The following is a 24,832-nucleotide window of genomic DNA, read 5'->3' on the forward strand; positions in this document are numbered from 1 at the left end:
GCTCCGAAAGCGGGCGCGCGGCGTGCGCTGCGCTGCCCGGGACGCGCGGTATTTTACTGGTTCCGCGTGGCACGCCAATCGCGGAATCGCGCGCGGCGGCCGCCGGCCGCGCGACGCGTCTGCGTTTTACGCGGGCTTGCGCTTCGCCTCGAGCGTTTCCCACCGCTCGAGCGCTTCGAGCAATTCGTCGTCGATCGCCGCGAACCGCTCGGTCAGGCGCGTGCCTTCCTGCGGATCCTTCGCGAAAATCGAGCCGTCTTCGAGCCGCGCATTGATCGTCTTCTGCTCCTCTTCCAGCGCCGCGATCTTCTCCGGCAGCGAATCGAGCTCGCGCTGCTCGTTGAACGACAGCTTCACCGTGCGTTGCGTGTTGCGGCCCGCGGCGCTTTTCGCCGCCTCTTCCTTGACGGGCGCGGCTTCCTTGACCGCACGCTTCGCGGCTTCCTGCTGCGCGAGCTGATCGGCACGCGCGCTCTGGATCTGCCAGTCGCTGAAGCCACCCACGTATTCGCGCCATTTGCCGTCGCCCTCGGCCGCGATCACCGACGTCACGACGTTGTCGAGGAACGCGCGATCGTGGCTGACGAGCAGCACCGTACCGTCGTAGTCGGCCAGCAGCTCCTCGAGCAGTTCGAGCGTCTGGATGTCGAGGTCGTTGGTCGGTTCGTCGAGCACCAGCACGTTGGCCGGACGCGCGAACAGGCGCGCGAGCAGCAGCCGGTTGCGCTCGCCGCCCGACAGCGACTTCACCGGCGAACGCGCGCGTTCCGGCGCGAACAGGAAATCGCCGAGATAGCTCATCACGTGCTTGCGCACGCCGCCGATCTCGACCCATTCGCTGCCGGGGCTGATGGTATCCGCGAGGCTCTTCTCCTGGTCGAGCTGTGCACGCATCTGGTCGAAATAGGCGACCTGCAGGTTGGTGCCGATGCGCACCGTGCCCTCGTCGGGCTTCAGTTCGCCGAGAATCAGCTTGAGCAGCGTCGTCTTGCCGGCGCCGTTCGGGCCGATGAAGCCGATCTTGTCGCCGCGCATCACCGTCGTCGAGAAACGATCGACGACCGCGCGGCCGCCGTAGCGCTTCGTCACGTCGGTCAGCTCCGCGACGATCTTGCCGGACTTCTCGCCCTGCGCGACATCCAGCTTCACGTTGCCCAGCGTGTTGCGGCGCTCCGCGCGCTCGTTGCGCATCTGCACGAGCCGCGCGATGCGGCCGACGCTGCGGGTGCGGCGCGCTTCGACGCCCTTGCGGATCCACACTTCTTCCTGCGCGAGCAACTTGTCGAACTTCTCGTTTTCCACGCGCTCGATTTCGAGCTGCTGTGCCTTGCGCGTCTGGTACGCGGAGAAATTGCCCGGGTACGACAGCAGGCGGCCGCGATCGAGATCGACGATGCGCGTCGCGACGCGGTCGAGGAACGCGCGATCGTGCGTGATGAACAGCAGGCCGGCGCGCTGCGCGACGAGCAGTTCTTCCAGCCAGCGGATGCCGTCGAAGTCGAGATGGTTGGTCGGTTCGTCGAGCAGCAGCACGTCGGGCTGCAGCACCAGCGCGCGCGCCAGCGCGACACGCTTCTGCATCCCGCCCGACAACGCATCGACGGGAGCATCGACGTCCGCCAGGCCGATCTGCGCGAGCGTCATCGACACGCGCGTGCGCCAGCTCCACGCGTCGTGCGCATCGAGCGACGACTGCAGCACGTTCATCCGCGCGAGCAGCGCATCGTGCTCGGCGCCTTCGGGTATATCGGCGAGGCGGTGCGCGATCGAATCATATTCTTCGAGCAGTTCGCGCGTGTGCGCGAGCCCCGATGCGACTGCCTCGAACACCGTCGCGCCCGGCTCGAATTCGGGCTCCTGCGGCACGTAGACGGTCACGAGTTCCTGCTGGCGCGTGACCAGCCCGTCGTCGGGCTTCGCGAGCCCGGCGACGATCTTCAGCAGCGACGACTTGCCCGCGCCGTTGCGGCCGATCAGGCCGACGCGCTCGCCGGCTTCCAGCGAGAAATCCGCGTGATCGAGCAACGCGACGTGACCGAACGCGAGCTGCGCACCGGAAATGGAATAGAGCGACATGGGGAGACGGCGAAGAGAGAAATCGGAAGCGCCCATTGTACCGGTCGCGGGCGGCGTTGCCGGTATGGCCGGACGGATAAGGCCGGCAAACGGGTTGGGAGGCGGGTTGGAACGTGCGTTTGGCGGCAGGCAGGCGGGGCGTCGATCGAAGCGCATCGACGCAATGCGCTTCGCTGGCACGCGCCGGGCGCGCCCGGCTTCCGTTCGCGGAACGCCGGGCGTGCGTTCCGGGCAAAACGCCTGCGTCGGCCGGATGCTGCGGCCGTCCGATCGACCATTTCGCGCCGGACGCCCTGGGCGTCCGTACGCGGCACGTGCAATTACTTCACGTTGACCGTGATCGTCGAGCTCAATTCGGGGCCGTACGAGCGGTGCATGCCGTCGCCCAACTGCAGCGTCAGCGTGTGCTGGCCGGGCGGCAGCTTGATGTCGGTCTCGGTCTGCGCCTTGCCGAAGTGCAGCGAACGTTCGCTCGCGGGGATCACGTCGCCCTTCGGAATCGGCCGGCCGTCGATCAGCAGGTGATGATGGCCAGTGTTCGGCGTGTTGTCGCCGGCCGGTCGAAGCTCCATTCCTTCGAGCCCGAACTTCACGTGCACCGGGTTCGACACCGTCGCGCCCTCGCTCGGCGCTTCGAAATACACGCGCGCCTCGGCCCGCGCCATCGTCGACACGGCCATCGCCGCCACGCATACCGCACCTGCGATCCACTTTCTGTTCAGCATCGCATTCTCCTTATGATTGGACAGCCTCGGAAGCATACACCGCACGCACGGCAGGCGTGTTTCGGTTGCGTTGTTCGCGATGCGTACGTTTAAAACGACGTTGCGGAGCCGTTCGACGAAATTCCGGTACCATTGCGCCTTTCGTCCGCCGGCCACGCCGCGGACGGCATCACCGAATTTCCATTTTCCCGAGCGCTACATGAGCGAAGTAACCGAATACCAGAGCTGGGTCTGCCTGATTTGCGGGTGGGTCTACAACGAAGCGGAAGGGCTGCCCGACGAAGGCATCGCGCCCGGCACCCGCTTCGCCGACATTCCCGCCGACTGGCGCTGCCCGCTCTGCGATGTGGGCAAGGAAGATTTCGTCGTCGTCGATTTCTGATTCGCTGACACTCTGATTTCCGATCGCGGGTGATGACGCGATCACGCGCGTCGGCATGCATTCCGCCCCGCCGACGCGCCGCGCGTTTGCTATACTCTGCGCGCTGTCCACACCGCCGTCCGGTTCGCGTTTTTTGCGTTCCCTGGACATGGCTCTCCCCGTAGTTCAATGGATAGAACAAGCGCCTCCTAAGCGCTAGATACAGGTTCGATTCCTGTCGGGGGGACCAGCCATCCTCATGGCCTCATCCACTTTCCCACGATCGCATACCGCAACGGCGGCGACGAAAAGCGCCTGACGTCGAAGCGGATCGGGAAGCATCGGCAGCCAACCTGCACGCCGGATCTCGCGCTTGTTGAAAGTGAGCCGCCGATTCCATTCGACGCAAATCACCAATCGATTGACTCTCCACATCAGCCCTAGTACACTTCGCGCCGCGGGGTGGAGCAGTCTGGCAGCTCGTCGGGCTCATAACCCGAAGGTCGTAGGTTCAAATCCTACCCCCGCAACCAATACCGAAGCCCGCTCTGCGAAAGCAAGCGGGCTTTTTGCTTTGCGCATGCACTGCTGCGTGCTCAAGGCCTGCCAGCATCACATACGGGTCGAGGAGCATTCAGCCGCCGACGTCCCCTGCGACACACGATCGCATCCCGCCCGATCGCCACGGCCCTGCGCCCCATATTGCGTAGAATTCCGAACCTTCTTCATCATCCGGACTCCCGCAATGATTCGAGCGATCGCGGCACTCGCCGCGCTTTCAGCGATGACCGGCACGGCAAACGCCGCCGACACCCTTACCGCACCCGCGAAGCCGCGCTATGTCAGCCCCGGCATCGCCAACATCACGAACGCCGCAGCCCCGCACGCGGAAAACCTCTCCCCCGACGCACGCTGCCGTGAACTGGCCGCCGGCATCGACGCCGTCACGCACGCCCCCGACCGCGGCCAGAAGGTCGTGCGCGGAATGGCCCCGGACGGCAAACCCCGCAACGAGCTGCGCGCTTACGACAAGCGCGCCGATCTCGAAACCGAGCATCACCGGCTCGGCTGCCGATAACGAACGCAACGCCGCCCGGTCGAACAATCACGCCGGGCGTCGGCATTCACGCACTCACGCGTTCGCACCACCATCGATCGTCAACCCGGTCCCGTTGATCGACCGCCCTTCCGGCCCGACCACGAACGCGACGAGCGCCGCCACGTCGTCGGCCTTGCCGTACTGCGGGATCGCCATCCGCGAACGCTGCGCACCGGCATGTTCGCCGTCGGCCGGGTTCATGTCGGTATCCGTCGACCCCGGATGCACGATGTTGACCGTGACGCCGCGCGGGCCGAGATCGCGCGCAAGCCCCTGCGTCCAGCCGATCAGCGCGGCCTTGCTCGCGGCATAGAGGCTCATCCCCGCATCGGGCACGCGCGTGGCGAGGCAGCTGCCGGTCGACACGATGCGCCCGCCTTCCCCGAGATGCCGCGCCGCCGCCTGCGACGCGACGATCACCGCGCGCACGTTCACGTTCAGCGTCGCGTCGATATCGTCGAGCGTGAGGTCGTCCAGCGCGCCGGCCCGGAAAATCCCCGCGTTGTTGACGAGAATGTCGAGACCGCCGAACGCCTCCGCCGCACGATCGACCGCGTCGCGCACGGCCACCGGATCGGCGCTGTCGGCCTGGATCGCAACGGCGCGGCGGCCCAGCGCCTCGATGCCGGCGACGACGGCCTGCGCCCGCTCCGCCGATTTCTCATAGGTGATCGCGACGTCCGCGCCCTCGGCCGCCAGCCGTTTCGCGATCGCCGCACCGATGCCGCGGCTGCCGCCCGTGATGAGTGCACGCTTGCCCTGAAGTCGGTTCATGTCGGTTCCTTTCCTAATTTATGTAACGACCGACACAGAATGTGGCAAGTTGCGCGACACAGTCAATTGATTTAATTTATCGATCGATACAGAAATCGATGAAGGAACGGACGCAATGGCTGAACGGGGCCGACCGAGAAGCTTCGACAAGGAAGCGGCGCTGGATCGCGCGATGGAGGTGTTCTGGCGCCTCGGCTACGAAGGCGCGTCGATGGCCGACCTGACGGCCGCGATGGGCATCGCGTCGCCGAGCCTGTATGCGGCATTCGGCAGCAAGGAAGCGTTGTTCCGGCTGGCGCTCGAGCATTACAGCGCAACGGAGGGGCGGGAAATCTGGGGCGGCGTCGAACAGGCCGGCAGCGCGCACGACGCCGTACGGAACTACCTGATGGATACCGCACGCGTGTTCACGCGGCGGTCGAAGCCGGCCGGCTGCCTGATCGTGCTGTCGGCACTGCATCCGGCCGAGCGCTCCGATACGGTTCGGCAAACGCTGATCGCGATGCGCGAGCGCACGGTCGAGCACCTGCGCGAACGTCTCATGCAAGGGGTCGCGACCGGCGAGATCGCCGCACAAGCGAACCTCGATGCGATCGCGCGGTACTACGTCACGGTCCAGCAGGGGATGTCGATCCAGGCGCGCGACGGTGCGAGCCGTCGCGATCTGGAGGCCGTCGCGCAAGCCGCGCTGGCCGCATGGCCAGCGCTCGTCGGTACGGGCGGCGCGTAGCGGCAGGACGCCGCGGCCGCGCCGTAACGTTACTGCTTTGCCGCGTGTTGCACGTCCTTCGACGCATGCCACACGCGATAGCGCACCTCGAAGCCGTCCGGCACATAGACGACGAGCGGCAGGCGGCTGTTGTAGCGCAGCAGCTGGCCGTCACCGCGCACCTGCACGAACCGTTGCTGCGGCGCCTGGCCCGGGCATGCCATCAGCGTCGATGCCGGCCCCTTCACGTCGGTGAGCTGGTAGTACGTATAGCCCCAGCCCTTCACGTCCTCGGCGGTCAGCTCGCCGCCGAACCACTGCTGGTTGCAGTCGGTCTGCAGCGTCTTGCCGATCATCAGCTCGACGCGCGCATCGCCTTCGTTCTCGAGCGCGGGCAGCGCGATCACGACGCGCTGCTGGCCGGCCGCTGCCTGCGGAAACATCTTGATCGACTCGGCCGTCACGGCGGGCGCCGAAGCGGGCCCCGCCACGCAGGCGGCGGCTGTCGTCACGCAGAAGGCGGCCAGTGCGGCCCGGATCGCGAATTTCATCGATGTACTCCTGAAAAACAAAATGAGCCCCGGATGCTAACACTTCCGTCACACGACCTTACGCCGCTGTAATTTGACGACACAATTGCAAACAGCTGGCAATCCCCTTGCGCGGTACTTATACGGGAACCAACGGAGAACATCATGCTGAAGCTCATTGCTGCCGCCGGCGTCGCCACCCTGCTGGCCGGCTGCGTCGTCGCCCCGGACGCCGGATACGGCTACGGGCAGCCTTACTATTCCGATCCCGGCTACGCGTACGCCCCTTCGCCCGTGTACGGCACGGTCAATATCTGGGGCGGTGGCGGCGGACGCGACTGGGATCGCGGCCGGCGCGACTACCATCGCTGGGACGGCGATCGCGGCAACCGCGGCAACGGCTGGGGGCGCGGCGGCGGACACCGCGGCGACTGGAACGATGGCGGCGGAGGCGGCGGCGGCCATCGCCACTGACGCGCATTTGCAACCGTTTGTATCCGCGTGCCGCGCGCCACGATGGCCGACGCGTCACGCGGACGAACGGACGGCCGCGCAAAAGACGAAGGCCCTCGCATGAAGCGAGGGCCTTTTTGTCGTTCGGTGCGGTGAAGCGAACGGCGCCACCGCCGCCTGCTCACGCTTCGCGCGTCAGCCTGCTCACCAGCCGGCCGGCTGCGCGTAGCCACCCGAGACGGGCGCGCCGCACACATACGCGCGCTGGTAGCGGTCGTAGCAATAGTTCGGGCCGTCGTCCTGGTACTGCGCCTGCTGGTAGGTCGGATACGCAGGCTGCTGATACGCGGGCGCCTGGTAGTACGTCGGCGGCTGATAAGCCGGTGCCTGGTACGCGGGCGCCTGATACGCGACGGGCGGATTCATCGCGGACGTCACGATCGCGCCGAGCACCGCGCCGCCGATCAACGCGCCGATGACGGCGCCACCGTCGCGGCCATGCGCGGACGCCGGGCCTGCCACGGCAAGCGAACCGGCGAGGACACACACTGCGGCAATTTTTTTCATGATGGACTCCCACGCGAAGTGGTACTGGATGCGATGCATTGTGGCGGCTTGCGGCCGTAATAGATGCAGCAAGTGGTAACGCGCGATTACCGGTATCACGCCCATCGAAAGGCGCCGTCGCCGTGCTACGATTTTCGGCATACAGGAGACGCCGTCATGCAGCCGGAAACCGCCCGCCGTTTCGATACCGAATTCGCCCCGCGCATCGCACAGGCAATCGCCGCCTTCTTCGCCGAACACGTGCTGACCGACGTCGTCCCGTATGGCGGCCACGGCCACCCGACGCGCGTGCAGATCCGCAGCGCGCCGCACGAGCACGTCAGCGGCTTCGACCATCCGCTGAATCTCGAACTGACCTGGGACACCGACGAAATCGAGCGGCTGATGGAGCCGGACGGCCCGCAACGCTTCGAGCACTACCTCGCCGCGCTGCCGAAAAAGCTGGGGGCATGGCAGAGCGCGCGCGACATCGATCTCCTGTCGCGCACGCAGGCCGACCCGCTCGTGCGGCTCGGCGGCCTCGACTTCGAAGGCTGAGCGCCGGCGTCGCGCGATGCGGCCCGGTGATACACTCGACCGGCCCCGCTCCGGTGCCGTTGCGCCGGCCGGGCCGCTCATCGCCGCCTCCACCCTTGCGCATGGTTGCGCACGCAACCGGCAACCGGGCGCGCGGACAACCACGCCTCTGCTCCCGCCATGAACGCCGATACCGGCCTGCCGCTTCCGCAACGCTACTGGGCGATCGTCTGCGTCGCACTGGGCATCACGCTCGCCGTGCTCGACGGCGCCATCGCCAACGTCGCGCTGCCGACGATCGCGCGCGACCTGCACGCATCCGACGCCGCCTCGATCTGGATCGTCAACGCGTACCAGCTCGCGGTCACGATCACGCTGCTGCCGCTCGCGTCGCTCGGCGAGCGCATCGGCTATCGCCGCATCTACATCGCGGGGCTCGCGCTGTTCACCGCTGCGTCGCTCGGCTGCGCGCTCGCCGGCTCGTTGCCGATGCTGGCCGTGATGCGCGTGATCCAGGGCTTCGGCGCGGCCGGCATCATGAGCGTCAACGCGGCGCTCGTGCGGATGATCTACCCGTCGTCGATGCTCGGGCGCGGGCTGTCGATCAATGCGATGGTGGTGGCGCTGTCGTCGGCGATCGGGCCGACGGTCGCGTCCGCGATCCTGTCGTTCGCGTCGTGGCCGTGGCTCTTCGCGGTCAACGTGCCGATCGGCATCGCCGCGGTAGTCGGCAGCGTGCGTGCGCTGCCGGCCAACCCGCTGCACGACGCACCGTACGATTTCGCGAGCGCGGTGATGAACGCGTGCGTGTTCGGGCTGCTGATCACGGCCGTGGACGGGCTCGGCCATGGCGAAAGCCATGCGTATGTCGCGGCCGAGCTGGCCGTCGCGTTCGTCGTCGGCTACTTCTTCGTGAAGCGCCAGCTGTCGCAGCCGGCGCCGCTGCTGCCGGTCGACCTGATGCGCATCCCGATGTTCGCGCTGTCGGTCTATACGTCGACGGCGTCGTTCACGTCGCAGATGCTCGCGTTCGTCGCGCTGCCGTTCTGGCTGCAGAATTCGCTCGGCTTCTCGCAGGTCGAGACGGGCCTGTACATGACGCCGTGGCCGCTCGTGATCGTGTTTGCCGCGCCGCTCGCGGGCGTGCTGTCCGATCGCTATTCAGCCGGCATCCTCGGCGGGATCGGGCTCGCGCTGTTCGCGGCCGGGCTCTTGTCGCTCGCGACGATCGGCGCGCACCCGGGCACCGTCGACATCGTGTGGCGGATGGCGCTGTGCGGTGCGGGCTTCGGGTTGTTCCAGTCGCCGAACAACCGCGCGATGCTGTCGTCGGCGCCGCGCGAGCGCAGCGGTGGCGCGGGCGGCATGCTGAGCACCGCGCGGCTGACCGGGCAGACGCTCGGCGCCGCGCTCGTCGCCTTGATTTTCGGGCTCGTGCCCGATCGCGGGCCGACGATCGCGCTCTATGTCGCCGCGGCATTCGCGGCGGTGGCCGCGGTCGTCAGCATGCTGCGCATCACGTCGCCGCGGCCGGACACGGCGACCTGACACATCGCTCGCCGTCCTCGCTCCCGCTCGTCATTCCGCGTCGAGCGCGTCCGTCACGAAGCGCACGCGCGCCTGCACGCTGTCGCGCGGCAGTTCGATCAGCCGGTAGCCATATGACGTGTAGCACTCGACCATCGCGTCGTAGGTGCGCACGGCTTCCGCGAAATCCTGCCGGCGTTCAGTGTCCTGCGCATAGATGTCCGGCCACGGCGGCGCGATGAACACGCGCCGGTGGTAGCGGAAACGGCGGGCCGCGGCTTCCGCATGCGCGGGCACCGCGAGCCCTGTCAGCCGTAGATAGCCGACCACGTCCGGCACGCCGCGATCGAAGAACACGGGCCCGCGCGCGTGGCGCGCAAGATCGTACGAGCGCATCTCCCAGCTCAGCATCAACTCGGTGAACGCCGCCGGGTCACGCCACGGCAACGCCTGGCCGTCGATCGCCATCTGGTCGCGGATCACGCCGCGACCGGCTTCCTGCGAGCGCGCGAAACCGGCGCGTTCGAGCGCGTCGAGCAATGTGCTCTTGCCCGAGCCCGGGCCACCGGTGACGATAAAGAAGCGGCGTGCGGCTTCCTCGCCCGCATCGTCGGCGGCGCCGGGCGCCTGCACGACCTCACGCATGCGCAACCCGCCGGCCCACGCGCCGCGTGACCGACGCGGCCGCCGCGACGCTGCGCAAGTCGGCGACGAACGTATCGCGCCAGACCGACAGGTCGTTCGCGCGCAGCCGCGCGAGGTTCTCCTCGTGGCGCGCCTGCCGCTCCGCGAGCGGCATCGACAGCGCGCGCTCGAGCGCCTCGGCCATCTGCGACAGGTCGTACGGATTGACGAGGAGCGCGCCGGTCAGCTCGGCCGCCGCGCCCGCGAACTCCGACAGCACGAGCACGCCCGGATCGGCCGGATCCTGCGACGCGACGTACTCCTTCGCGACGAGATTCATCCCGTCGCGCAGCGGCGTCACGTAGCCCACCTGCGACATCCGGAAGAACGCCATCAGCAGGTTGCGCTCGTACTTGCGGTTCAGGTACTGGATCGGCGTCCAGTCGAGCTGCGAGAAGCGGCCGTTGATGCGGCCGGCCTCGCCCTCGAGCGTTTCGCGGATGTCCTGATAGGTCTTCACGTCGGAACGCGTCGGCGGCGCGATCTGCAGCAGCGACACACGCCCTTGCCAGCCCGGCGCGTTCGCGAGCATCCGCTCGAACGACTGGAAGCGCTCGACGAGCCCCTTCGAATAATCGAGGCGGTCGACGCTCATCACCAGCTTGCGGCCGTCGAGCGCCTCGCGCAGCATCTTCACCGGCTTGCGCGTGCCGTACTGGACGGCCGCCTGCGCGATCGCGTCGGGATGCACGCCGATCGGATAGGCGGCGACCTTCACGACGCGGCCATGCGCGTGCAGCATCCCGTCGTCGCTCGCCGCGCCGATCCCGCGCCGCTCGATGTAGTCGGTAAACGCCTGCTTGTCGGCCTCGGTCTGGAAACCCGCGACGTCGTACGCGCACATGAACTTCACGAGTTCCTCGTGCGGCGGCACGAGACGCAGCATGTCGGGCGACGGAAACGGGATGTGCAGGAAGAAGCCGATCGGGTTCTTCACGCCGAGCTCGCGCAGGTAATGCGCGAACGGCAACAGGTGATAGTCGTGCACCCAGATCAGGTCGTCGGGGCGCAGCAAGGCGGCGAGCTGCTTCGCGAGCATCGCGTTCACGCGCAGGTAGCCCGCGTATTCCTGGCGGTCGAAGCGCGCGAGATCACCGCGGTAATGGAACACCGGCCACAGCGTCGCATTCGAGAAGCCGCGGTAGTACTGGTCGTAGTCGCGCCGGGTCAGCCCGACCGTCGCATAGGTGACGTTGCCGTCCCGCTGGATCGCGGGCTCGGTGTCGGGTGCGCCGACGATCTCGCCGTTCCAGCCGAACCAGACGCCGCCCGTTTCCTTCAGCGCGTCCATCACGCCGACCGCAAGGCCACCCGCGCTCGGGCGCGTGTCCTCGCCGGCGGCGACACGGTTCGATACCACGATCAATCTGCTCATGCGACTTCCCCTCCTCGATTCGATTAGCTGGCGCGCGACGCACGCCAAAGCGGGCGCGGCGGCCCGAAGGCGGCCGCGCGGCGATTCAGTTCCGAGAATTGCGATGAAATACGGCGGTGGAATGCGGCTACGACGGAATCACGCGTCCTGCTCCTGACCGAGGTCACGTTGATAGTCGAGCCCTTCCGGGCGGGCGCCGCCCTGGTTGTGATCGCCGTCCGACGGCGTGTCGTCGGGCGCGCCCGGCGGCGGCGCCGATGGCGCGTCGGTCCGCGGACGCGGGAGGTCTTCCGGACGGACGGCCGCATCGGACGGCCGAGGTGATAGCCGTTTCGAACGGCGCATAGCTGGGTGTCTCATATGCGGCGCGGCCCAAGGCCGTCGTAGAAACATTCCATAGCACAACAGTCTAGGTCGCCTGATCGCATCCGAAGGTAACAATTACCTTCAATTTGTAACGTTTCGACCCCTCCGCAAGCATCTATCCGACAATAACGCCGCTCGCGCGCACGCGGCCTGCCGCACGGCGATTTGTCAAAGCTTTGCAGTTTTCCTATGACAATTGCGAAACAATGACGCGGCATTGACGGTGTGCATGCCACGCCGCTCACCCAGACAGGACTTGCACTCAGGGATGAACATTCGTTTCGAATCGCCGCGCCGGGCCACGCCGGCGCGCGTCGTGCTGGCCGTGATCGCCACGGCCGCACTGCTGTCCGGCTGCAACTCGCTGTACAGCGAAGGCGCGACTGCCGGCGCCGGTATCGCGGGCGCCGCGATCGCCTCCAAGGTCACCAACAACGCCGCCGTCGCGACGGGCATCGGCCTCGGTGCCGTCGCCGGGGCGCGGGCGGGCGTCCAGTACTCGCAGCGGGTCGCACACCGCTACACCCAGGAACAGATCGCGAAGGCGGCGGGCCCGCTCGACGTGGGCGGCGTGGCGCCGTGGTCGACGCACCACTCGTTCCCGATCGAGGACGACGAGCAGGGTCGCGTGACGGTCAGCCGGATGATCAGCATCGGCCCGCTCGACTGCAAGGAAATCGTGTTCGCGGTCGATACGCCCGCGAAACCCGACAAAGCCGCGCAATCGGCCTTCTACGTCGCCACGATCTGCCGCGACGGCCCCGTCTGGAAATGGGCATCGGCCGAACCGGCGACCGAACGCTGGGGTGCGCTGCAATGAGCGTCGCGCTCCGTATCGCGGCCATCGGCGCGCTGTGCGCGGCAACGGCCACGCTGTCGGGCTGCGGGTCGGTCGGCGCGGCGAGCGGCGCCCTCGCCGGCGCGGCGACGGGCCTCGTCACCGCGAACCCGGCGGTCGGCGTCGGCGTCGGGATTGCCGTGCAGGCCGCGACCGACGAAGCCGTCAACCGCACGATGAAGCAGCTCCATCAGAACCAGCAGGACGCGATCGCGAAGACGGCCGGCAGCCTGGCCGTCGGCGAAGTGAAGCCGTGGAAGGTGAAGAACACGCTGCCGCTCGAAAACGGCGAAGGCGAAGTGCGCGTCACGCGCGCGTACGCGTCGGCGCTCGCGATCTGCAAGGAATTCGCGTTCTCGGTGAAGGATGGCAACAAGGCCGACTGGTATTTCGCGAATGCGTGCCAGCAAGGCACGCACTGGAAGTGGGCGTCGGCGGAACCGGCGGTCGACCGGTGGGGGAATCTGCAGTAAGTGTGCGATACGCCGCGCGTGACGCGCGGCGCACACGCATGCCGGGCCGCACGGCCCGGCACGTCGATCAGGACTCGACGTCCTCGAGACTGAAAATCTCGGTCTGGTCGTTGTACGAGAAGATCTCGCCGTAACGGCCCCAGTCGATCACCGCGTCGAGCGTCTCCTCGGCGGCGCCGTCCGACAGGAAATCCTCCAGCTCCTGCTCGAAGCGCACGCGCGGCGCACGATGGCCCGGGCGCTCGTTCAGCACCTTCTTGATCCGCGCGGCGAGCGGCACGTGCTTCAGCAGGTGATCCGCGAACATCAGCTTGCGCTCCTGCGTGCCGAATTCCGCGAACACGCGCCCCGGCGGCGTCAGGAACACGTCCCCTTCCCGCACGTCCGCGAAGCCGAGGTACTGCAGCACTTCGGCGATCGGGAACAGGTCGTCGACTTCCAGATGCAGCGTGCGCGCGATTTCCGGCATGTCCGCGCGGCCGTGGTACGGCGCCATCGCGAGCGTCTCGATCAGGCCGGCCATCAGGTTGGTCGACACCTGCGGCAGCCAGCTGCCGAGCTCGAGCCCCTTCTTCGTCGCCTCGCCGGTCTGGCGGGCCGTCATCTTCGCGTAGATGTCGTCGACGAGCTTGCGGAACGCCGGGTCGAGCCGGTTGCGCGGATGCTTGAACGGTACCTTGATCTCGGCGATCACGCGGCCCGGGTTCGACGACAGCACGAGGATCCGGTCGCACATGAACACGGCTTCCTCGATGTTGTGCGTGACGATCAGTACCGACTTGATCGGCATCCGGCCCTGCGTCCACAGATCGAGCAGGTCGGTACGCAGCGTCTCGGCCGTCAGCACGTCGAGCGCGGAGAACGGCTCGTCCATCAGCAGGATCGTCGGGTCGACGACGAGCGCGCGCGCAAAGCCCACGCGCTGGCGCATGCCGCCCGACAGCTCGCGCGGGTACGCGTTCTCGAAGCCGTCGAGACCGATCAGGTCGATCGCGGCCAGCGCACGCTCACGCCGCTCGCGTGCGCCGACGCCAAGCGCCTCGAGGCCGGCTTCCACGTTCTGCAGCACGGTGAGCCACGGGAACAGCGCGAAGGTCTGGAACACCATCGCGACGCCTTCGGCCGGGCCGCGCAGCGGCTGGCCGAGATAGGTCACTTCACCGCCGGTCGGCTCGATCAGCCCGGCGATGATGCGCAACAGCGTCGACTTGCCCGAGCCGGAACGGCCGAGCAGCCCGACGATCTCGCCTTCGCGCAGCGACAGGTTCGCATCGTCGAGCACGAGCAATTCGCCCTGCGTCTTGTTGAAGCCGCGACAGACGTGATCGACGCGCAGGATTTCCTCACCGAGGCGCGGCGGCTGGTTCGTCTGGACGGGGGCGTTTACAGCATTCGGATTGTGCATCGCGTTTCGCTCTCAATCGGTCTCAGTCGAGCCGCAGCTTCGCTTCGGCGAAGGCATACAGCGGACGCCACAGCAGGCGGTTGAACAGGGTAACGAACAGGGACATCACGGCGATGCCCAGGATGATCTTCGGAAAATCGCCGGCGGCGGTGGTCTGCGCGATATAGGCACCGAGGCCGTGCGCCTCGATCTTGGTATTGCCCCACTGCACGGCTTCCGACACGATGCTCGCGTTCCACGCGCCGCCCGATGCGGTGATGGCGCCGGTCACGTAATACGGGAAGATGCCGGGCAGGATCGCCTGCCGCCACCACTGCCAGCCACGGATGCGGAAGTTCGTCGCGGCTTCGCGATAGTCGTTCGGGTAGGACGTCGCGCCGGCAATCACGTTGAACAGGATATACCACTGCGTGCCGAGCACGATCAGCGGCGACAGCCAGATATCGGCGTTCAGGTGAAAGCGCGCGATCACGATCACGAACACCGGGAACAGCAGGTTGGCCGGAAACGCGGCGAGGAACTGCGCGAGCGGCTGCAGCTTCTCGGCCAGCTTCGGGCGCAGCCCGACCCACACGCCGATCGGCACCCAGATCACTGACGCGATGGAGATCAGCACGACCACGCGCAGCAGCGTGATGAGCCCCAGCACCAGCACGTGGCCGACCTCGGCCATCGTCACGCCGGTCGACACGAAGCTGATGACACGCCACACGATATACGCCGTGCCGAGCAGCACGAGGGTCGCCCACGCGATGTCGACCGTGCGTGACGCCTTCTTCTCGACTTTCGGCAGCGAGAAGCGCATCGCCCCCGACAGCGGCAGGCGCAGCGGAATCCGCGCGGCCTTCGCGAAGAACCAGCCGGCCGGCACGAGCAACTGATGAATCAGGCGCGTGCGGCGCACGAGGTCGAGCAGCCACGATTGCGGCGCATCGCCCGACGCGGTGTTCTCCATCCGGAACTTGTCGGCCCACGCGATGAGCGGGCGGAACAGCAGTTGGTCGTACGCGACGATCACGACCGTCATCGTGAGGATCACCCAGCCGATCGCACCGAGGTTCTTGTCCGAGATCGCCTGCGCGAGATACGCGCCGACGCCCGGCAACGTAATAGTCTGGTTGCCGACGGTGATGGCCTCCGACGCGACGACGAAGAACCAGCCGCCCGACATCGACATCATCATGTTCCAGATCAGGCCCGGCATCGAGAACGGTACTTCGAGCTTCCAGAAGCGTTGCCACGACGTCAGGTGGAAACCCCGCGACACTTCGTCCAGGTCGCGCGGCACCGTACGCAGCGACTGGTAGAAGCTGAACGTCATGTTCCACGCCTGGCTCGTGAAGATCGCGAAGATCGCCGCGAGCTCGGCGCCGAGCACGCGGCTCGGGAACAGCGCGAGGAAGAACGTGACGGTGAACGAGATGAAGCCGAGCACCGGCACCGACTGCAGGATGTCGAGGATCGGGATCAGCACCATGCCGGCACGCCGGCTTTTCGCGGCGAGCGTACCGTAGATCAGCGTGAACGCAAGCGACGCGACCATCGCGGCAAGCATCCGCAGCGTGGTGCGCAACGCGTATTCGGGCAGGTTCGACGGGTCGAGCGAGATCTTCTGCGTCTGCAGGGTACCGATCGGCGCCATCGTTTCGTGGAAACCGACGACCGCCATCGCGATCAGGCAGATGATCAGCGGAAACGCGATGAAATCCCACCGGTTCGGCAGGACGCGCCACGCGGACGCGTTGGCGGTCCGGTTCGGATTGAAGAATCCGACGTCCATCAGGCGCCCTCCCCGGTAAGGCCGAACGAAGCCGGCAGTCGATGTTGATTCATGGCAAAGCGCACGGGTGCGGTAATTCGATTGACTGACGATCGCGCGCGAGCGCGGTGCGCCGTGCGTGCACGCGCTGCCGCGCCCCGGACGAGTCGGCCGCGACGGCACGACACTACACCAACCTGTATTTCAGGTACAACCGTCCGGGAACGGCGCAGGCGGCGCACGGATCGTGCCTGGCGCGCGGGCGGATGGCGGGTGCGCGGGTCGAGCAGCCCCGGCCGCAGTCTTTCGGCCGGCATGCAGGCCCGAATTATGCCGTGATCCGGCCCGCCCGGGAACCCGCCAGCCGCACGTGCGCGCAAACCATGTCGGGCGTCACCAGCCGGATACGACTATGCGGGTATGATCAGGGCTGGCCCTCGGGGTCTGTTGCGGATGGTCCGACGGCAACGCATGCGCGTGCCCGATGTCAACAGGCGCTGGGGATCGATCGACGAGCGGGAGGAAAGGGAATGGCAGGAAACTTGGTGATCGTCTGCCGCGATCAGGATGCCGACGCGTTCTACGAACTGATGCAGGAGTACGGGTCGTTCCAGACGCGGCTGTCGTCGACGGCGTGGTACCTGAACATGAACGTCGTGCCGGAATCGCTGCAGGAGGAAATCCTGGAGCGCCTCGGCCGGTACACGACCGTCTACATCTTCGAGGCCACCACCGTGACCTACAACACCATCGACAGCAACGCGGCCGAGACGCTCGGCACGCTGTTCGGCGAATGATGGCACGCGGCGCCAGCCCGTCCGGGCCGGCGCCGCAGCCGCTCATGCGGCCTGTGCGTGGGGTTCGTCCTTCGGCACGACCTCGAACGGGAACGTCATCGCGACACGCAGGCCGCCTTCGGGGCGGTTGCCGATGTCGCACGTCCCGCCCAGCCTGAGCACGAGCCGCTCGACGATCGCGAGCCCGAGCCCGCTGTGGCCGTTGCCGCCGCGCGCCGGGTCGAGCCGCACGAACGGCCGCGTGGCCGCCGCGAGGTCGCGCGGCGCGATCCCGCCGCCGCTGTCGCTCACCGACAACACGTAGCCGGCCGGCGTGCGCGCCGTCTCGACGAGCACGGGCGGCGCACCATACGCATGCGCATTGTCCAGCAGGTTCGACAGGATCCGGTCGAGCGTCGCCGTCGGCAGCCGGAAACCCGGATCGGCGTCGAGCCGGGTCTGGACCGTCGGCGCGTTCGGCGCGACCGCGCGATAGCTGCGCGCGATCCGCTCGCATGCCTGATCGACCGGCACCGGCTCGCTGCGATCGGACCCGCCGTGCGCGAACACCAGGAATTGATCGACGATGTGCGACATCGAATCGACGTCGCGCACGACGCCATCACGCAACCGGGCGTCGTCCATCATTTCCGCCCGCAGCCGCATCCGCGCAAGCGGCGTGCGCAGGTCGTGCGCCACGCCCGCGAGCATCACCGCGCGGTCGCTCTCGGCCTGCGACACCTGTTCCACCATCTGGTTGAAGCCATGCGTGAGCTGGCGCAGCTCGCGCGGGCCGCGCTCACGCAGCGGCGGCACCGGCTGGCCGCGGCCGAAGCGCGCGACCGCGCGTGCCAGCGAACGCAGCGGCTGCTGCAGTTGCCAGGCCGCGAACAGCGCGGCGATCACGCCGGCCGAGAAGATCGTGCCGAGCCACAACAGCATCCGGTCGAGCGAGCGCGGCGGCCGCAGCGGCTGAACCGGCACCACGATCCAGTTGCGGTCGGTCGGCTCCTTCACCCACAGCACCGGCGGATGTCCGGGCGTGCCGATCTCGACCTGCGTGCCGGGCGGCATGCGGTCGCTCACGTCGTCGCGGAACCGCTTCAGCGGCGGCGGCAGCCCCGCATCACCGCCCTTCGGCACGTCGGCGCTGTCCGGCGACACGAGCCGCACGCGCGACGGCAGCGGCTGGTCGGGCGTGCGCGCGACGTGCTGGCGCACCGCGTCGACCAGGAACGCGGCCTCCTCGACCGCGTAACGCGTCTGCATCTGGCTGCGCTCGAGCCGCATCGCGAAGAACCACGCGAAGTGCGACAGGAGCAGGACACCGACGACGAGCAGCGCCAGCCGCCCGAACAGTGAATCAATGGGTTTGCGCATGGGCCTCGCCGTCGGGCACGAACACGTAGCCGCGCCCGCGCACCGTCTGGATGAAGCGCGGCGTCGACGGATCCGTTTCGAGGATGCGGCGCAGGCGCCACACCTGGACGTCGATGCCGCGGTCGGTGCCGTCGTACTCGGGCCCGTGCAGCAGCTCGAGCAGCCGCTCGCGCGTGAGCGTGCGCAGCGCATGGTTCACGAAGATCTTCAGCAGCGCGAATTCACTGCTCGACAGCGTGGCCGGCTTGCCGTCGACCGACAGCGTGCGCGCCTGGAAGTCGAGCACGAAGCGGCCGAACGCGAACGGCTCGCGCTGTTCGGGCGCCGCCGCCGACGGCGTCGCGCGGCGGCGGCGCAGCACGGCCTGCACGCGCGCGAGCAGCTCGCGCGGGTTGAACGGCTTGCCGAGGTAGTCGTCCGCGCCGAGCTCGAGCCCGACGATGCGGTCGACGTCGTCCGCACGCGCGGTCAGCATGATCACGGGGATGTCGTCGCCGGCCGCGCGCAGCTGGCGCAGCGCGGTCAGGCCGTCGACGCCCGGCATCATCAGGTCCAGCACGATCAGGTCGGGCCGCTCGCGCTCGAGGCGCTTCTCGAGCGTCGCCGCGTCGTGCAGCACGGACACTTCCATCCCCTGGCGCACGAGGTAGTCGCGCAGCAGGTCTCGGAGTTCTTGGTCGTCGTCGACGATGAGGATCTGGGTAGTCATGGCTCGAAGTTTACCGCGCGAGGGCGGAGTCGAAGAACGAAACAAAGGGACGAAAGGGTTACTGCGGGTTACCGCGCAAGGGAACTGTAATGCGCGGTAACCCGGCCACCGCCCCACGTAACACCGGCCGCAGCCTGCATCGCTAACCTGCGTCTTACCGGATGCGGCGCCCGGTTTTCCCGGACCCGCATCGCCGGACCCTTTGGATACAAGGAGTTTCTGAAATGTATAAGAAGACTTCCCGCGTGGCCATCGCGGCCGCCACCGTGCTCGCTCTCGCATTCGGCACCGCGCATGCCGCGCAGCCCAACGACATGCCGCCTCCGGGCGGCCCCGGCATGCACCAGATGCACGGCGGGCACGAAGGCGGCCCGTTCGGCGCGATCATGAAACTGCACGACCAGCTGAAGCTCAACGCGTCGCAGGAACAGCAATGGCAGGCGGCCGTCAACACGATGAAGCAGAACCGTGACGCGATGCGCAAGAGCCACGAGCAGATGCGCGACCAGTTCAAGGCGCAGCAGAACCAGCCGATCCTCGACCTGAGCGCGATGCACTCGGCACGCCAGCAGGCCGAGGCGCAGAACGCGCAACTGCGCGAGCAGACGTCCGCCGCATGGCTCACGTTCTACAACGGGCTGAACGACCAGCAGAAGACGATGGTCAGCACGGCGCTCAAGCAGCAGTTCGCGAAGATGGAACAGCGCCACGAGAAGATGAAGGAGCGCTGGGAGCAGCATCGCGCGGCCAAGGCCGCGTCGGCGCCGGCGCAGTAAGCCGGCGGGCCGCTCCGCGCAGCGGCATCGAAGGGGACGCGGGCACCGGCCCGCGTCCCCTTTTTTGCGTTTCAGGCGACGTCGAACAGCAGCACCTCGGCCGTCTGGCCGCGCGCGAACGCTACCGCGTCCACGGCACCGATCCGCGCGCCGTCGCCCGCGGACAGCGCGTAGCCGTTCACCTCGACGTCGCCGCGCACCACGTGCACGTACGCGCGGCGCCCGGCCGGCACGTCGAACGCCGCCGCCTCGTCGCCGTCGATCAGCCCCGCGAAGATGCGGGCGTCCGCACCGATCGGCAGCGCACCGTCGCCACCGTCCGGCGCCGCGACGAGCCGCAGCCGGCCGCGTTTCTCGTCATCGGCAAAGCGCGTCTGCACGTAGCCGGGCCGGCCGCCTGCCCCGGCCGGCGCGAGCCAGATCCGCAGCAGGCGCAGCGGCTCGTCACGCGACGCGTTGGTTTCGCTCAGCATGACACCGCTGCCGGCGCTCATGCGCTGCACGCTGCCCGCACGGACGATCGCCCCGTTGCCGAGGCTGTCGCGATGCGCGAGCGCGCCGTCGAGCACGTAGGTGACGATTTCCGCGTCGCGGTACGGCCGCATCCCGTAGCCGCGGGTCGGCGCGATGCACTCCTCGTTCAGTTCGCGCAACGCGCCGAACGCCGGCGGCCCGCTCCGGCCGGACGCCCCAGGAAAGCTGTGAAGGAATTCGTGCCAGCCATGGCTGCGCTGGTCGCGATCGGCGGCGCGGCGGATCTGGAACATGGAACGGACACTCCGTGGGATGCAGGGTTCTGCCATGCCATCACTGTATGAGTGTGCCAATCGCGCCACAATCCGCCGCCTGCGCACCGCATCGTTGCACCTGCGGATGCAATCGATGCAATGTCCATTGCGAATGCGGCGATTATCGCAACAGCCGGATCAATGCGTCGAAGAATCGATCGGTCGGCCCGGATTGCCGGTTTCCGGGTATCGCGTTCGGGTAAAATACCGGCCTTTTGGCGTTCGCCGTTCCGGCGGCCGCCATTGCCAGAGCGCCGATCGGCGATTTTTGGCCGTCTAGAATACGCCGCGGCGCCCGGTCCAACCGGCCGCGAGTGCTCCCGGAAAGTCAGCAACAGAAGGATGGAAATGAAGAAGGCCGCCCTGTGCGCCGCCCTCGCCCTCATGGCGGGCAGCGCCTTCGCGAAGGAGTGGAAGACCGTGCGGATCGGCGTCGACGCCAGCTACCCGCCGTTCGAGTCGACCGCGCCGAGCGGCGAGATCGTCGGTTTCGACGTCGATCTCACCAAGGAAATCTGCAAGCGAATCAACGTGAAATGCGTGTGGGTGGCGCAGGATCTCGACGGGATCATCCCGGCGCTGAAGGCGAAGAAGTACGACGTCATCGTGTCGTCGCTGACCGTCACGGACAAGCGCCGCGAACAGATCGACTTCTCCGACAAGGTCTATGACGCGCCGGCGCGGATGATCGCGAAGACCGGCTCGCCGCTGCTGCCGACGGTTGCATCGCTGAAGGGCAAGCGCGTGGGCGTCGAGCAGGGCTCGACGCAGGAAACCTACGCGAAGGCGTACTGGGAGCCGCAGGGCGTGACGATCATTCCTTACCAGAACCAGGACCAGGTCTATGCCGATCTCGGCTCGGGCCGTCTCGACGCGACGCTGCAGGACGAGCTGCAGGCCGACTACGGCTTCCTGCGCACGCCGCGCGGCAAGGGCTTCGCGTTTGCCGGGCCGGAAGTGAAGGATCCGAAGACGATCGGCGACGGCACCGCGATCGGCCTGCGCAAGGAAGATACGGACCTGAAGCTCAAGATCAACCAGGCGCTGGCCGACATGCACAAGGACGGCACGTACGACCGGCTGTCGCACAAGTATTTCGCGTTCAGCGTCTATTCGGCTTCGGCCCGCTGAGCAACGAAAAGAAGAGACGACGGATGCGGGGGCGGCCCCGCACCCGGGCAGTACAGGCAGTCAACCACGCGCCGCCCGCCCCCTGCCCGCCGCTCGCGCGACGGGCGGGCCCGGCACCGATGCCGGGGCGGACGGTCATGATACGCACGGGGCGTTCCGCGCAGCTTGGGCGGAACGCGTCTTTGGCGGCGCACCGCGTGCGCCCTAAGGGACCACACCAGGGACCACTCAATGTTTCTACAAGGTTACGGCCCGCTGATCCTCGCTGGCACCTGGCAAACCGTCAAACTGGCGGTGCTTTCGCTTGCGCTGTCGTTCCTGCTGGGCCTGCTCGGCGCGGGCGCGAAGCTGTCGCGCAACCGCTTCACGAACGGCGTCGGCACCGTCTACACGACGCTGATCCGCGGCGTGCCCGACCTCGTGCTGATGCTGCTGCTGTTCTACAGCCTGCAGATCTGGCTGAACATGGCGACCGACGCGCTCGGCTGGGACCAGATCGACATCGACCCGTTCCTCGCCGGCGTGCTCGTGCTCGGCTTCATCTACGGCGCGTATTTCACCGAGACGTTCCGCGGCGCGTTCCTGTCGGTGCCGCGCGGCCAGCTCGAGGCCGGCAGCGCGTACGGGATGACGAACTGGCAGGTGTTCACGCGGATCATGTTCCCGCAGATGATGCGCTTCGCGCTGCCCGGCATCGGCAACAACTGGCAGGTGCTCGTGAAGTCGACCGCGCTCGTGTCGATCATCGGCCTCGCCGACGTCGTGAAGGCGTCGCAGGACGCCGGCAAGGGCACGCTGCGGTTCTTCTTCTTCACGCTGATCGCGGGTGCCGTCTACCTCGCGATCACGACGATCTCGAACTTCGTGCTGATGTGGCTCGAAAAGCGCTACTCGACCGGCGTCCGCAAGGCTGACCTATGATCGAACTCATCCAAGAATACTGGCGCAACTATCTCTACACCGACGGCTATCGCATCACCGGTGTCGCGATCACGTTGTGGCTGCTGGTCGTGTCGATCGGCCTCGGCTTCTGCCTGTCGATACCGCTCGCGGTCGCGCGCGTGTCGAAGAAGAAGTGGCTGTCGGGCGCCGTGTGGCTCTACACGTACGTGTTCCGCGGCACGCCGCTCTACGTGCAGCTGCTGCTCTGCTACACGGGCCTTTACAGCCTGCAGGCCGTGCGCGGCACGCCGATGCTCGACGCGTTCTTCCGCGACGGGATGCACTGCACGCTGCTCGCGTTCACGCTGAACACCTGCGCGTACACCACCGAGATCTTCGCGGGCGCGATCAAGGCGACGTCGTACGGCGAGATCGAAGCCGCGCGCGCGTACGGCATGTCGACGTTCACGATGTACCGCCGCGTGATCCTGCCGTCGGCGCTGCGCCGCGCGCTGCCGCTGTACAGCAACGAGGTGATCCTGATGCTGCACGCGACCACCGTTGCATTTACCGCGACCGTGCCGGACATCCTGAAGATCGCCCGCGACGTCAACTCGGCGACCTACATGTCGTTCCATGCGTTCGGCATCGCCGCCCTGCTCTATCTCGTGATCTCGTTCACGCTCGTCTGGCTGTTCCGCCAGGCCGAGCGCCGCTGGCTCGCGTATCTGCGCCCGCAAGGCAAGTAAGTTTTCGCAGGACTATGATGAATTCCCAGACTCAAAAGCTTTTCGTCGACGATCTGCACAAGCGGTACGGCGACAACGAGGTGCTCAAGGGCGTCTCGCTGAAGGCGAACTCGGGCGACGTGATCAGCGTGATCGGCTCGTCCGGTTCCGGCAAGAGCACGATGCTCCGCTGCATCAACTTCCTCGAGCAGCCGAACGCGGGCCGCATCTTCGTCGACGGCGAGGAAGTGCGCACCGCGCTCGACAAGACCGGCGCGCTGCGCGCCGCCGATACGAAGCAGCTGCAGCGCGTACGCACCAAGCTGTCGATGGTGTTCCAGCACTTCAACCTCTGGTCGCACATGAACGTGATCGAGAACGTGATGGAAGCGCCGGTGAACGTGCTCGGCATCCCGAAGAAGGAAGCTGAGGAGCGCGCACGCGAGTATCTCGAGAAAGTCGGCCTCGCGCCGCGCGTCGAGAAGCAGTATCCGTCGCACCTGTCGGGCGGCCAGCAGCAGCGCGTGGCGATTGCGCGCGCGCTGGCGATGCATCCGGACGTGATGCTGTTCGACGAGCCGACTTCCGCGCTCGACCCGGAACTCGTCGGTGAAGTGCTGAAGGTGATGCAGAAGCTGGCCGAGGAAGGCCGCACGATGATCGTCGTCACGCACGAGATGGGCTTTGCGCGCAACGTGTCGAACCACGTGATGTTCCTGCACCAGGGCCGCGTCGAGGAAGAAGGCGTGCCGTCCGAGGTGTTCGCCAACCCGAAGAGCGAACGCCTGCGCGGGTTCCTGTCGGGCAGCCTCAAGTAACATCGCACGCGTCGCGACGCGTGAACGGGCGCCCCGCGGTTCGCCGCGCGGCGCCCGTTTTGCATTGACGCGGCGTTAGGCGGCGTCGACCGGCGCGGCGTCGGCGAACGCACGCAGTTCGTCGCCTGCGAGTCGGTAGCGCACCCATTCGCTCTGCGGCGCCGCGCCGACACTCTCGTAGAAGCGGATCGCCGGCTCGTTCCAGTCGAGCACGCTCCATTCGAAACGCCCGCAGCCCGACTCGACCGCGATCCGCGCGAGCGCCTTCAGGAGCCGCAGCCCGGCGCCCGCGCCGCGAAAGCGCGGCGACACGTACAGATCCTCGAGATACAGCCCCTGCCGGGCCAGCCACGTCGAATACGAGAAGAAATACACGGCGAAGCCGGCCGGCTCGCCGTCGACCTCGCACATCAGCGCGCGCGCCGGCGATCCCTCGCCGAACAGGCTGCGCTCGAGCGACGCGGGCGTCGCGATCACTTCGTGTTCCGCCTTCTCGTAGATGGCCAGCTCGGTGATGAAACGCAGGATCTGCGGCACGTCGGCGACGGTGGCGGAACGGATGTCGATTTGCACGGGTTGAGCCCTCCTCCGGCCCTGGCTTGTAACG

At 67.3% G+C, this 24,832-nt stretch carries 28 protein-coding genes and 2 tRNA genes; 16 read left to right on the forward strand and 14 right to left on the reverse strand.

What is annotated here, in order from left to right; translation table 11 throughout:
* Nucleotides 1-126: 126 nt before the first annotated feature.
* Nucleotides 127-2,076, reverse strand: coding sequence for an ATP-binding cassette domain-containing protein (locus CFB40_RS13050; protein WP_089426057.1), 1,950 nt, complete (start codon nucleotides 2,074-2,076; stop codon nucleotides 127-129).
* Between the two features lie 320 nt (nucleotides 2,077-2,396).
* Complete coding sequence (locus CFB40_RS13055; RefSeq protein WP_089426058.1) at nucleotides 2,397-2,801, reverse strand: DUF4399 domain-containing protein; 405 nt, start codon at nucleotides 2,799-2,801, stop codon at nucleotides 2,397-2,399.
* Between the two features lie 199 nt (nucleotides 2,802-3,000).
* On the opposite strand from CFB40_RS13055, the gene CFB40_RS13060 reads away from it, so the two are divergent.
* From CFB40_RS13060 to CFB40_RS13075, 4 genes are all read left to right on the forward strand, one after another.
* Nucleotides 3,001-3,183 carry a rubredoxin gene (locus tag CFB40_RS13060; RefSeq protein WP_006398668.1) on the forward strand — a complete coding sequence of 61 codons (183 nt, stop codon included), beginning with the start codon at nucleotides 3,001-3,003 and terminating at the stop codon, nucleotides 3,181-3,183.
* Between the two features lie 154 nt (nucleotides 3,184-3,337).
* Nucleotides 3,338-3,412, forward strand: a tRNA-Arg gene (locus CFB40_RS13065).
* Nucleotides 3,413-3,618: 206 nt separating this feature from the next.
* A tRNA-Met gene (locus CFB40_RS13070) sits at nucleotides 3,619-3,695 on the forward strand.
* Nucleotides 3,696-3,907: 212 nt separating this feature from the next.
* Complete coding sequence (locus tag CFB40_RS13075; RefSeq protein ID WP_089431553.1) at nucleotides 3,908-4,240, forward strand: hypothetical protein; 333 nt, start codon at nucleotides 3,908-3,910, stop codon at nucleotides 4,238-4,240.
* Nucleotides 4,241-4,294: 54 nt separating this feature from the next.
* Here CFB40_RS13075 and CFB40_RS13080 read toward each other — a convergent pair whose 3' ends face one another.
* Entirely contained in the window at nucleotides 4,295-5,035 is a 741-nt protein-coding gene (locus tag CFB40_RS13080; protein ID WP_089431554.1) for an SDR family NAD(P)-dependent oxidoreductase, read from the reverse strand.
* Between the two features lie 115 nt (nucleotides 5,036-5,150).
* Between CFB40_RS13080 and CFB40_RS13085 the strand changes: the two genes are divergently transcribed.
* Entirely contained in the window at nucleotides 5,151-5,765 is a 615-nt protein-coding gene (locus CFB40_RS13085) for a TetR/AcrR family transcriptional regulator (RefSeq protein WP_089426061.1), read from the forward strand.
* 29 nt (nucleotides 5,766-5,794) lie between these two features.
* Here CFB40_RS13085 and eco read toward each other — a convergent pair whose 3' ends face one another.
* A complete protein-coding gene (gene eco / locus CFB40_RS13090) occupies nucleotides 5,795-6,295 on the reverse strand; it encodes a serine protease inhibitor ecotin (RefSeq protein ID WP_089426062.1) in 501 nt (166 codons plus the stop codon).
* A gap of 144 nt (nucleotides 6,296-6,439) precedes the next feature.
* Between eco and CFB40_RS13095 the strand changes: the two genes are divergently transcribed.
* Nucleotides 6,440-6,748, forward strand: coding sequence for a hypothetical protein (locus tag CFB40_RS13095; protein ID WP_089426063.1), 309 nt, complete (start codon nucleotides 6,440-6,442; stop codon nucleotides 6,746-6,748).
* 183 nt (nucleotides 6,749-6,931) lie between these two features.
* Here the strand turns inward: CFB40_RS13095 and CFB40_RS13100 are convergent, their stop codons facing one another.
* Nucleotides 6,932-7,333 (reverse strand): hypothetical protein, encoded by a 402-nt coding sequence (locus CFB40_RS13100; RefSeq protein ID WP_011352835.1) that lies wholly within the window; start codon nucleotides 7,331-7,333, stop codon nucleotides 6,932-6,934.
* 117 nt (nucleotides 7,334-7,450) lie between these two features.
* Here CFB40_RS13100 and CFB40_RS13105 point away from each other — a divergent pair, with 117 nt between their 5' ends.
* Both CFB40_RS13105 and CFB40_RS13110 read left to right on the forward strand, forming a co-directional pair.
* Nucleotides 7,451-7,831 (forward strand): DUF5594 family protein, encoded by a 381-nt coding sequence (locus CFB40_RS13105; protein ID WP_039368496.1) that lies wholly within the window; start codon nucleotides 7,451-7,453, stop codon nucleotides 7,829-7,831.
* Nucleotides 7,832-7,990: 159 nt separating this feature from the next.
* Nucleotides 7,991-9,358, forward strand: a complete 1,368-nt coding sequence (locus CFB40_RS13110) for an MFS transporter (protein ID WP_089426064.1) — start codon at nucleotides 7,991-7,993, stop codon at nucleotides 9,356-9,358.
* 30 nt (nucleotides 9,359-9,388) lie between these two features.
* Here CFB40_RS13110 and CFB40_RS13115 read toward each other — a convergent pair whose 3' ends face one another.
* The 3 genes from CFB40_RS13115 to CFB40_RS13125 form a co-directional block, all read right to left on the reverse strand.
* Entirely contained in the window at nucleotides 9,389-9,982 is a 594-nt protein-coding gene (locus CFB40_RS13115; protein WP_089431555.1) for an AAA family ATPase, read from the reverse strand.
* A complete protein-coding gene (otsA, locus tag CFB40_RS13120) occupies nucleotides 9,975-11,396 on the reverse strand; it encodes an alpha,alpha-trehalose-phosphate synthase (UDP-forming) (protein ID WP_089426066.1) in 1,422 nt (473 codons plus the stop codon). The genes CFB40_RS13115 and otsA overlap by 8 nt, the downstream gene beginning before the upstream one ends.
* 138 nt (nucleotides 11,397-11,534) lie before the next feature.
* A complete protein-coding gene (locus tag CFB40_RS13125) occupies nucleotides 11,535-11,741 on the reverse strand; it encodes a hypothetical protein (protein ID WP_089431556.1) in 207 nt (68 codons plus the stop codon).
* A gap of 289 nt (nucleotides 11,742-12,030) precedes the next feature.
* On the opposite strand from CFB40_RS13125, the gene CFB40_RS13130 reads away from it, so the two are divergent.
* Both CFB40_RS13130 and CFB40_RS13135 read left to right on the forward strand, forming a co-directional pair.
* Nucleotides 12,031-12,582: a hypothetical protein gene (locus CFB40_RS13130; RefSeq protein ID WP_089426068.1), complete on the forward strand. Its 552-nt coding sequence runs from the start codon at nucleotides 12,031-12,033 to the stop codon at nucleotides 12,580-12,582.
* Nucleotides 12,579-13,073 (forward strand): hypothetical protein, encoded by a 495-nt coding sequence (locus tag CFB40_RS13135; protein ID WP_089426069.1) that lies wholly within the window; start codon nucleotides 12,579-12,581, stop codon nucleotides 13,071-13,073. The genes CFB40_RS13130 and CFB40_RS13135 overlap by 4 nt, the downstream gene beginning before the upstream one ends.
* Before the next feature lie 67 nt (nucleotides 13,074-13,140).
* Here CFB40_RS13135 and CFB40_RS13140 read toward each other — a convergent pair whose 3' ends face one another.
* Together CFB40_RS13140 and CFB40_RS13145 are read right to left on the reverse strand one after the other, a co-directional pair.
* Nucleotides 13,141-14,478 (reverse strand): ABC transporter ATP-binding protein, encoded by a 1,338-nt coding sequence (locus CFB40_RS13140; RefSeq protein ID WP_011352844.1) that lies wholly within the window; start codon nucleotides 14,476-14,478, stop codon nucleotides 13,141-13,143.
* Nucleotides 14,479-14,500: 22 nt separating this feature from the next.
* Nucleotides 14,501-16,258, reverse strand: coding sequence for an ABC transporter permease (locus CFB40_RS13145; protein ID WP_089426070.1), 1,758 nt, complete (start codon nucleotides 16,256-16,258; stop codon nucleotides 14,501-14,503).
* A 509-nt stretch (nucleotides 16,259-16,767) separates the two neighbouring features.
* On the opposite strand from CFB40_RS13145, the gene CFB40_RS13150 reads away from it, so the two are divergent.
* Nucleotides 16,768-17,034 carry a double-stranded DNA-specific endonuclease gene (locus CFB40_RS13150; protein ID WP_011545926.1) on the forward strand — a complete coding sequence of 89 codons (267 nt, stop codon included), beginning with the start codon at nucleotides 16,768-16,770 and terminating at the stop codon, nucleotides 17,032-17,034.
* A gap of 42 nt (nucleotides 17,035-17,076) precedes the next feature.
* Here CFB40_RS13150 and CFB40_RS13155 read toward each other — a convergent pair whose 3' ends face one another.
* Nucleotides 17,077-18,393, reverse strand: coding sequence for an ATP-binding protein (locus CFB40_RS13155; RefSeq protein ID WP_089431557.1), 1,317 nt, complete (start codon nucleotides 18,391-18,393; stop codon nucleotides 17,077-17,079).
* Nucleotides 18,377-19,102, reverse strand: a complete 726-nt coding sequence (locus tag CFB40_RS13160; protein ID WP_009693256.1) for a response regulator — start codon at nucleotides 19,100-19,102, stop codon at nucleotides 18,377-18,379. The genes CFB40_RS13155 and CFB40_RS13160 overlap by 17 nt, the downstream gene beginning before the upstream one ends.
* A gap of 224 nt (nucleotides 19,103-19,326) precedes the next feature.
* On the opposite strand from CFB40_RS13160, the gene CFB40_RS13165 reads away from it, so the two are divergent.
* Nucleotides 19,327-19,878 (forward strand): periplasmic heavy metal sensor, encoded by a 552-nt coding sequence (locus tag CFB40_RS13165; protein ID WP_089426072.1) that lies wholly within the window; start codon nucleotides 19,327-19,329, stop codon nucleotides 19,876-19,878.
* Nucleotides 19,879-19,949: 71 nt separating this feature from the next.
* On the opposite strand, the gene CFB40_RS13170 is transcribed toward CFB40_RS13165, so the two are convergent.
* Nucleotides 19,950-20,645, reverse strand: a complete 696-nt coding sequence (locus CFB40_RS13170) for a pirin family protein (protein WP_089431558.1) — start codon at nucleotides 20,643-20,645, stop codon at nucleotides 19,950-19,952.
* 369 nt (nucleotides 20,646-21,014) lie between these two features.
* Between CFB40_RS13170 and CFB40_RS13175 the strand changes: the two genes are divergently transcribed.
* From CFB40_RS13175 to CFB40_RS13190, 4 genes are all read left to right on the forward strand, one after another.
* Nucleotides 21,015-21,797: an ABC transporter substrate-binding protein gene (locus CFB40_RS13175; RefSeq protein ID WP_143329843.1), complete on the forward strand. Its 783-nt coding sequence runs from the start codon at nucleotides 21,015-21,017 to the stop codon at nucleotides 21,795-21,797.
* A gap of 231 nt (nucleotides 21,798-22,028) precedes the next feature.
* Nucleotides 22,029-22,718, forward strand: coding sequence for an ABC transporter permease (locus tag CFB40_RS13180; protein ID WP_021158491.1), 690 nt, complete (start codon nucleotides 22,029-22,031; stop codon nucleotides 22,716-22,718).
* Entirely contained in the window at nucleotides 22,715-23,428 is a 714-nt protein-coding gene (locus CFB40_RS13185) for an ABC transporter permease (protein ID WP_011352853.1), read from the forward strand. The genes CFB40_RS13180 and CFB40_RS13185 overlap by 4 nt, the downstream gene beginning before the upstream one ends.
* Nucleotides 23,429-23,445: 17 nt before the next feature.
* The gene (locus CFB40_RS13190) at nucleotides 23,446-24,225 is read left to right on the forward strand and encodes an ABC transporter ATP-binding protein (protein ID WP_089426631.1); all 780 of its coding nucleotides are present in this window, start codon (nucleotides 23,446-23,448) and stop codon (nucleotides 24,223-24,225) included.
* 75 nt (nucleotides 24,226-24,300) lie between these two features.
* Here CFB40_RS13190 and CFB40_RS13195 read toward each other — a convergent pair whose 3' ends face one another.
* Nucleotides 24,301-24,798 carry a GNAT family N-acetyltransferase gene (locus CFB40_RS13195; protein ID WP_089426075.1) on the reverse strand — a complete coding sequence of 166 codons (498 nt, stop codon included), beginning with the start codon at nucleotides 24,796-24,798 and terminating at the stop codon, nucleotides 24,301-24,303.
* Nucleotides 24,799-24,832 lie beyond the last annotated feature (34 nt).

It is taken from the genome of Burkholderia sp. AU31652 (genome assembly GCF_002223155.1).
Classification (GTDB): Bacteria; Pseudomonadota; Gammaproteobacteria; order Burkholderiales; family Burkholderiaceae; genus Burkholderia.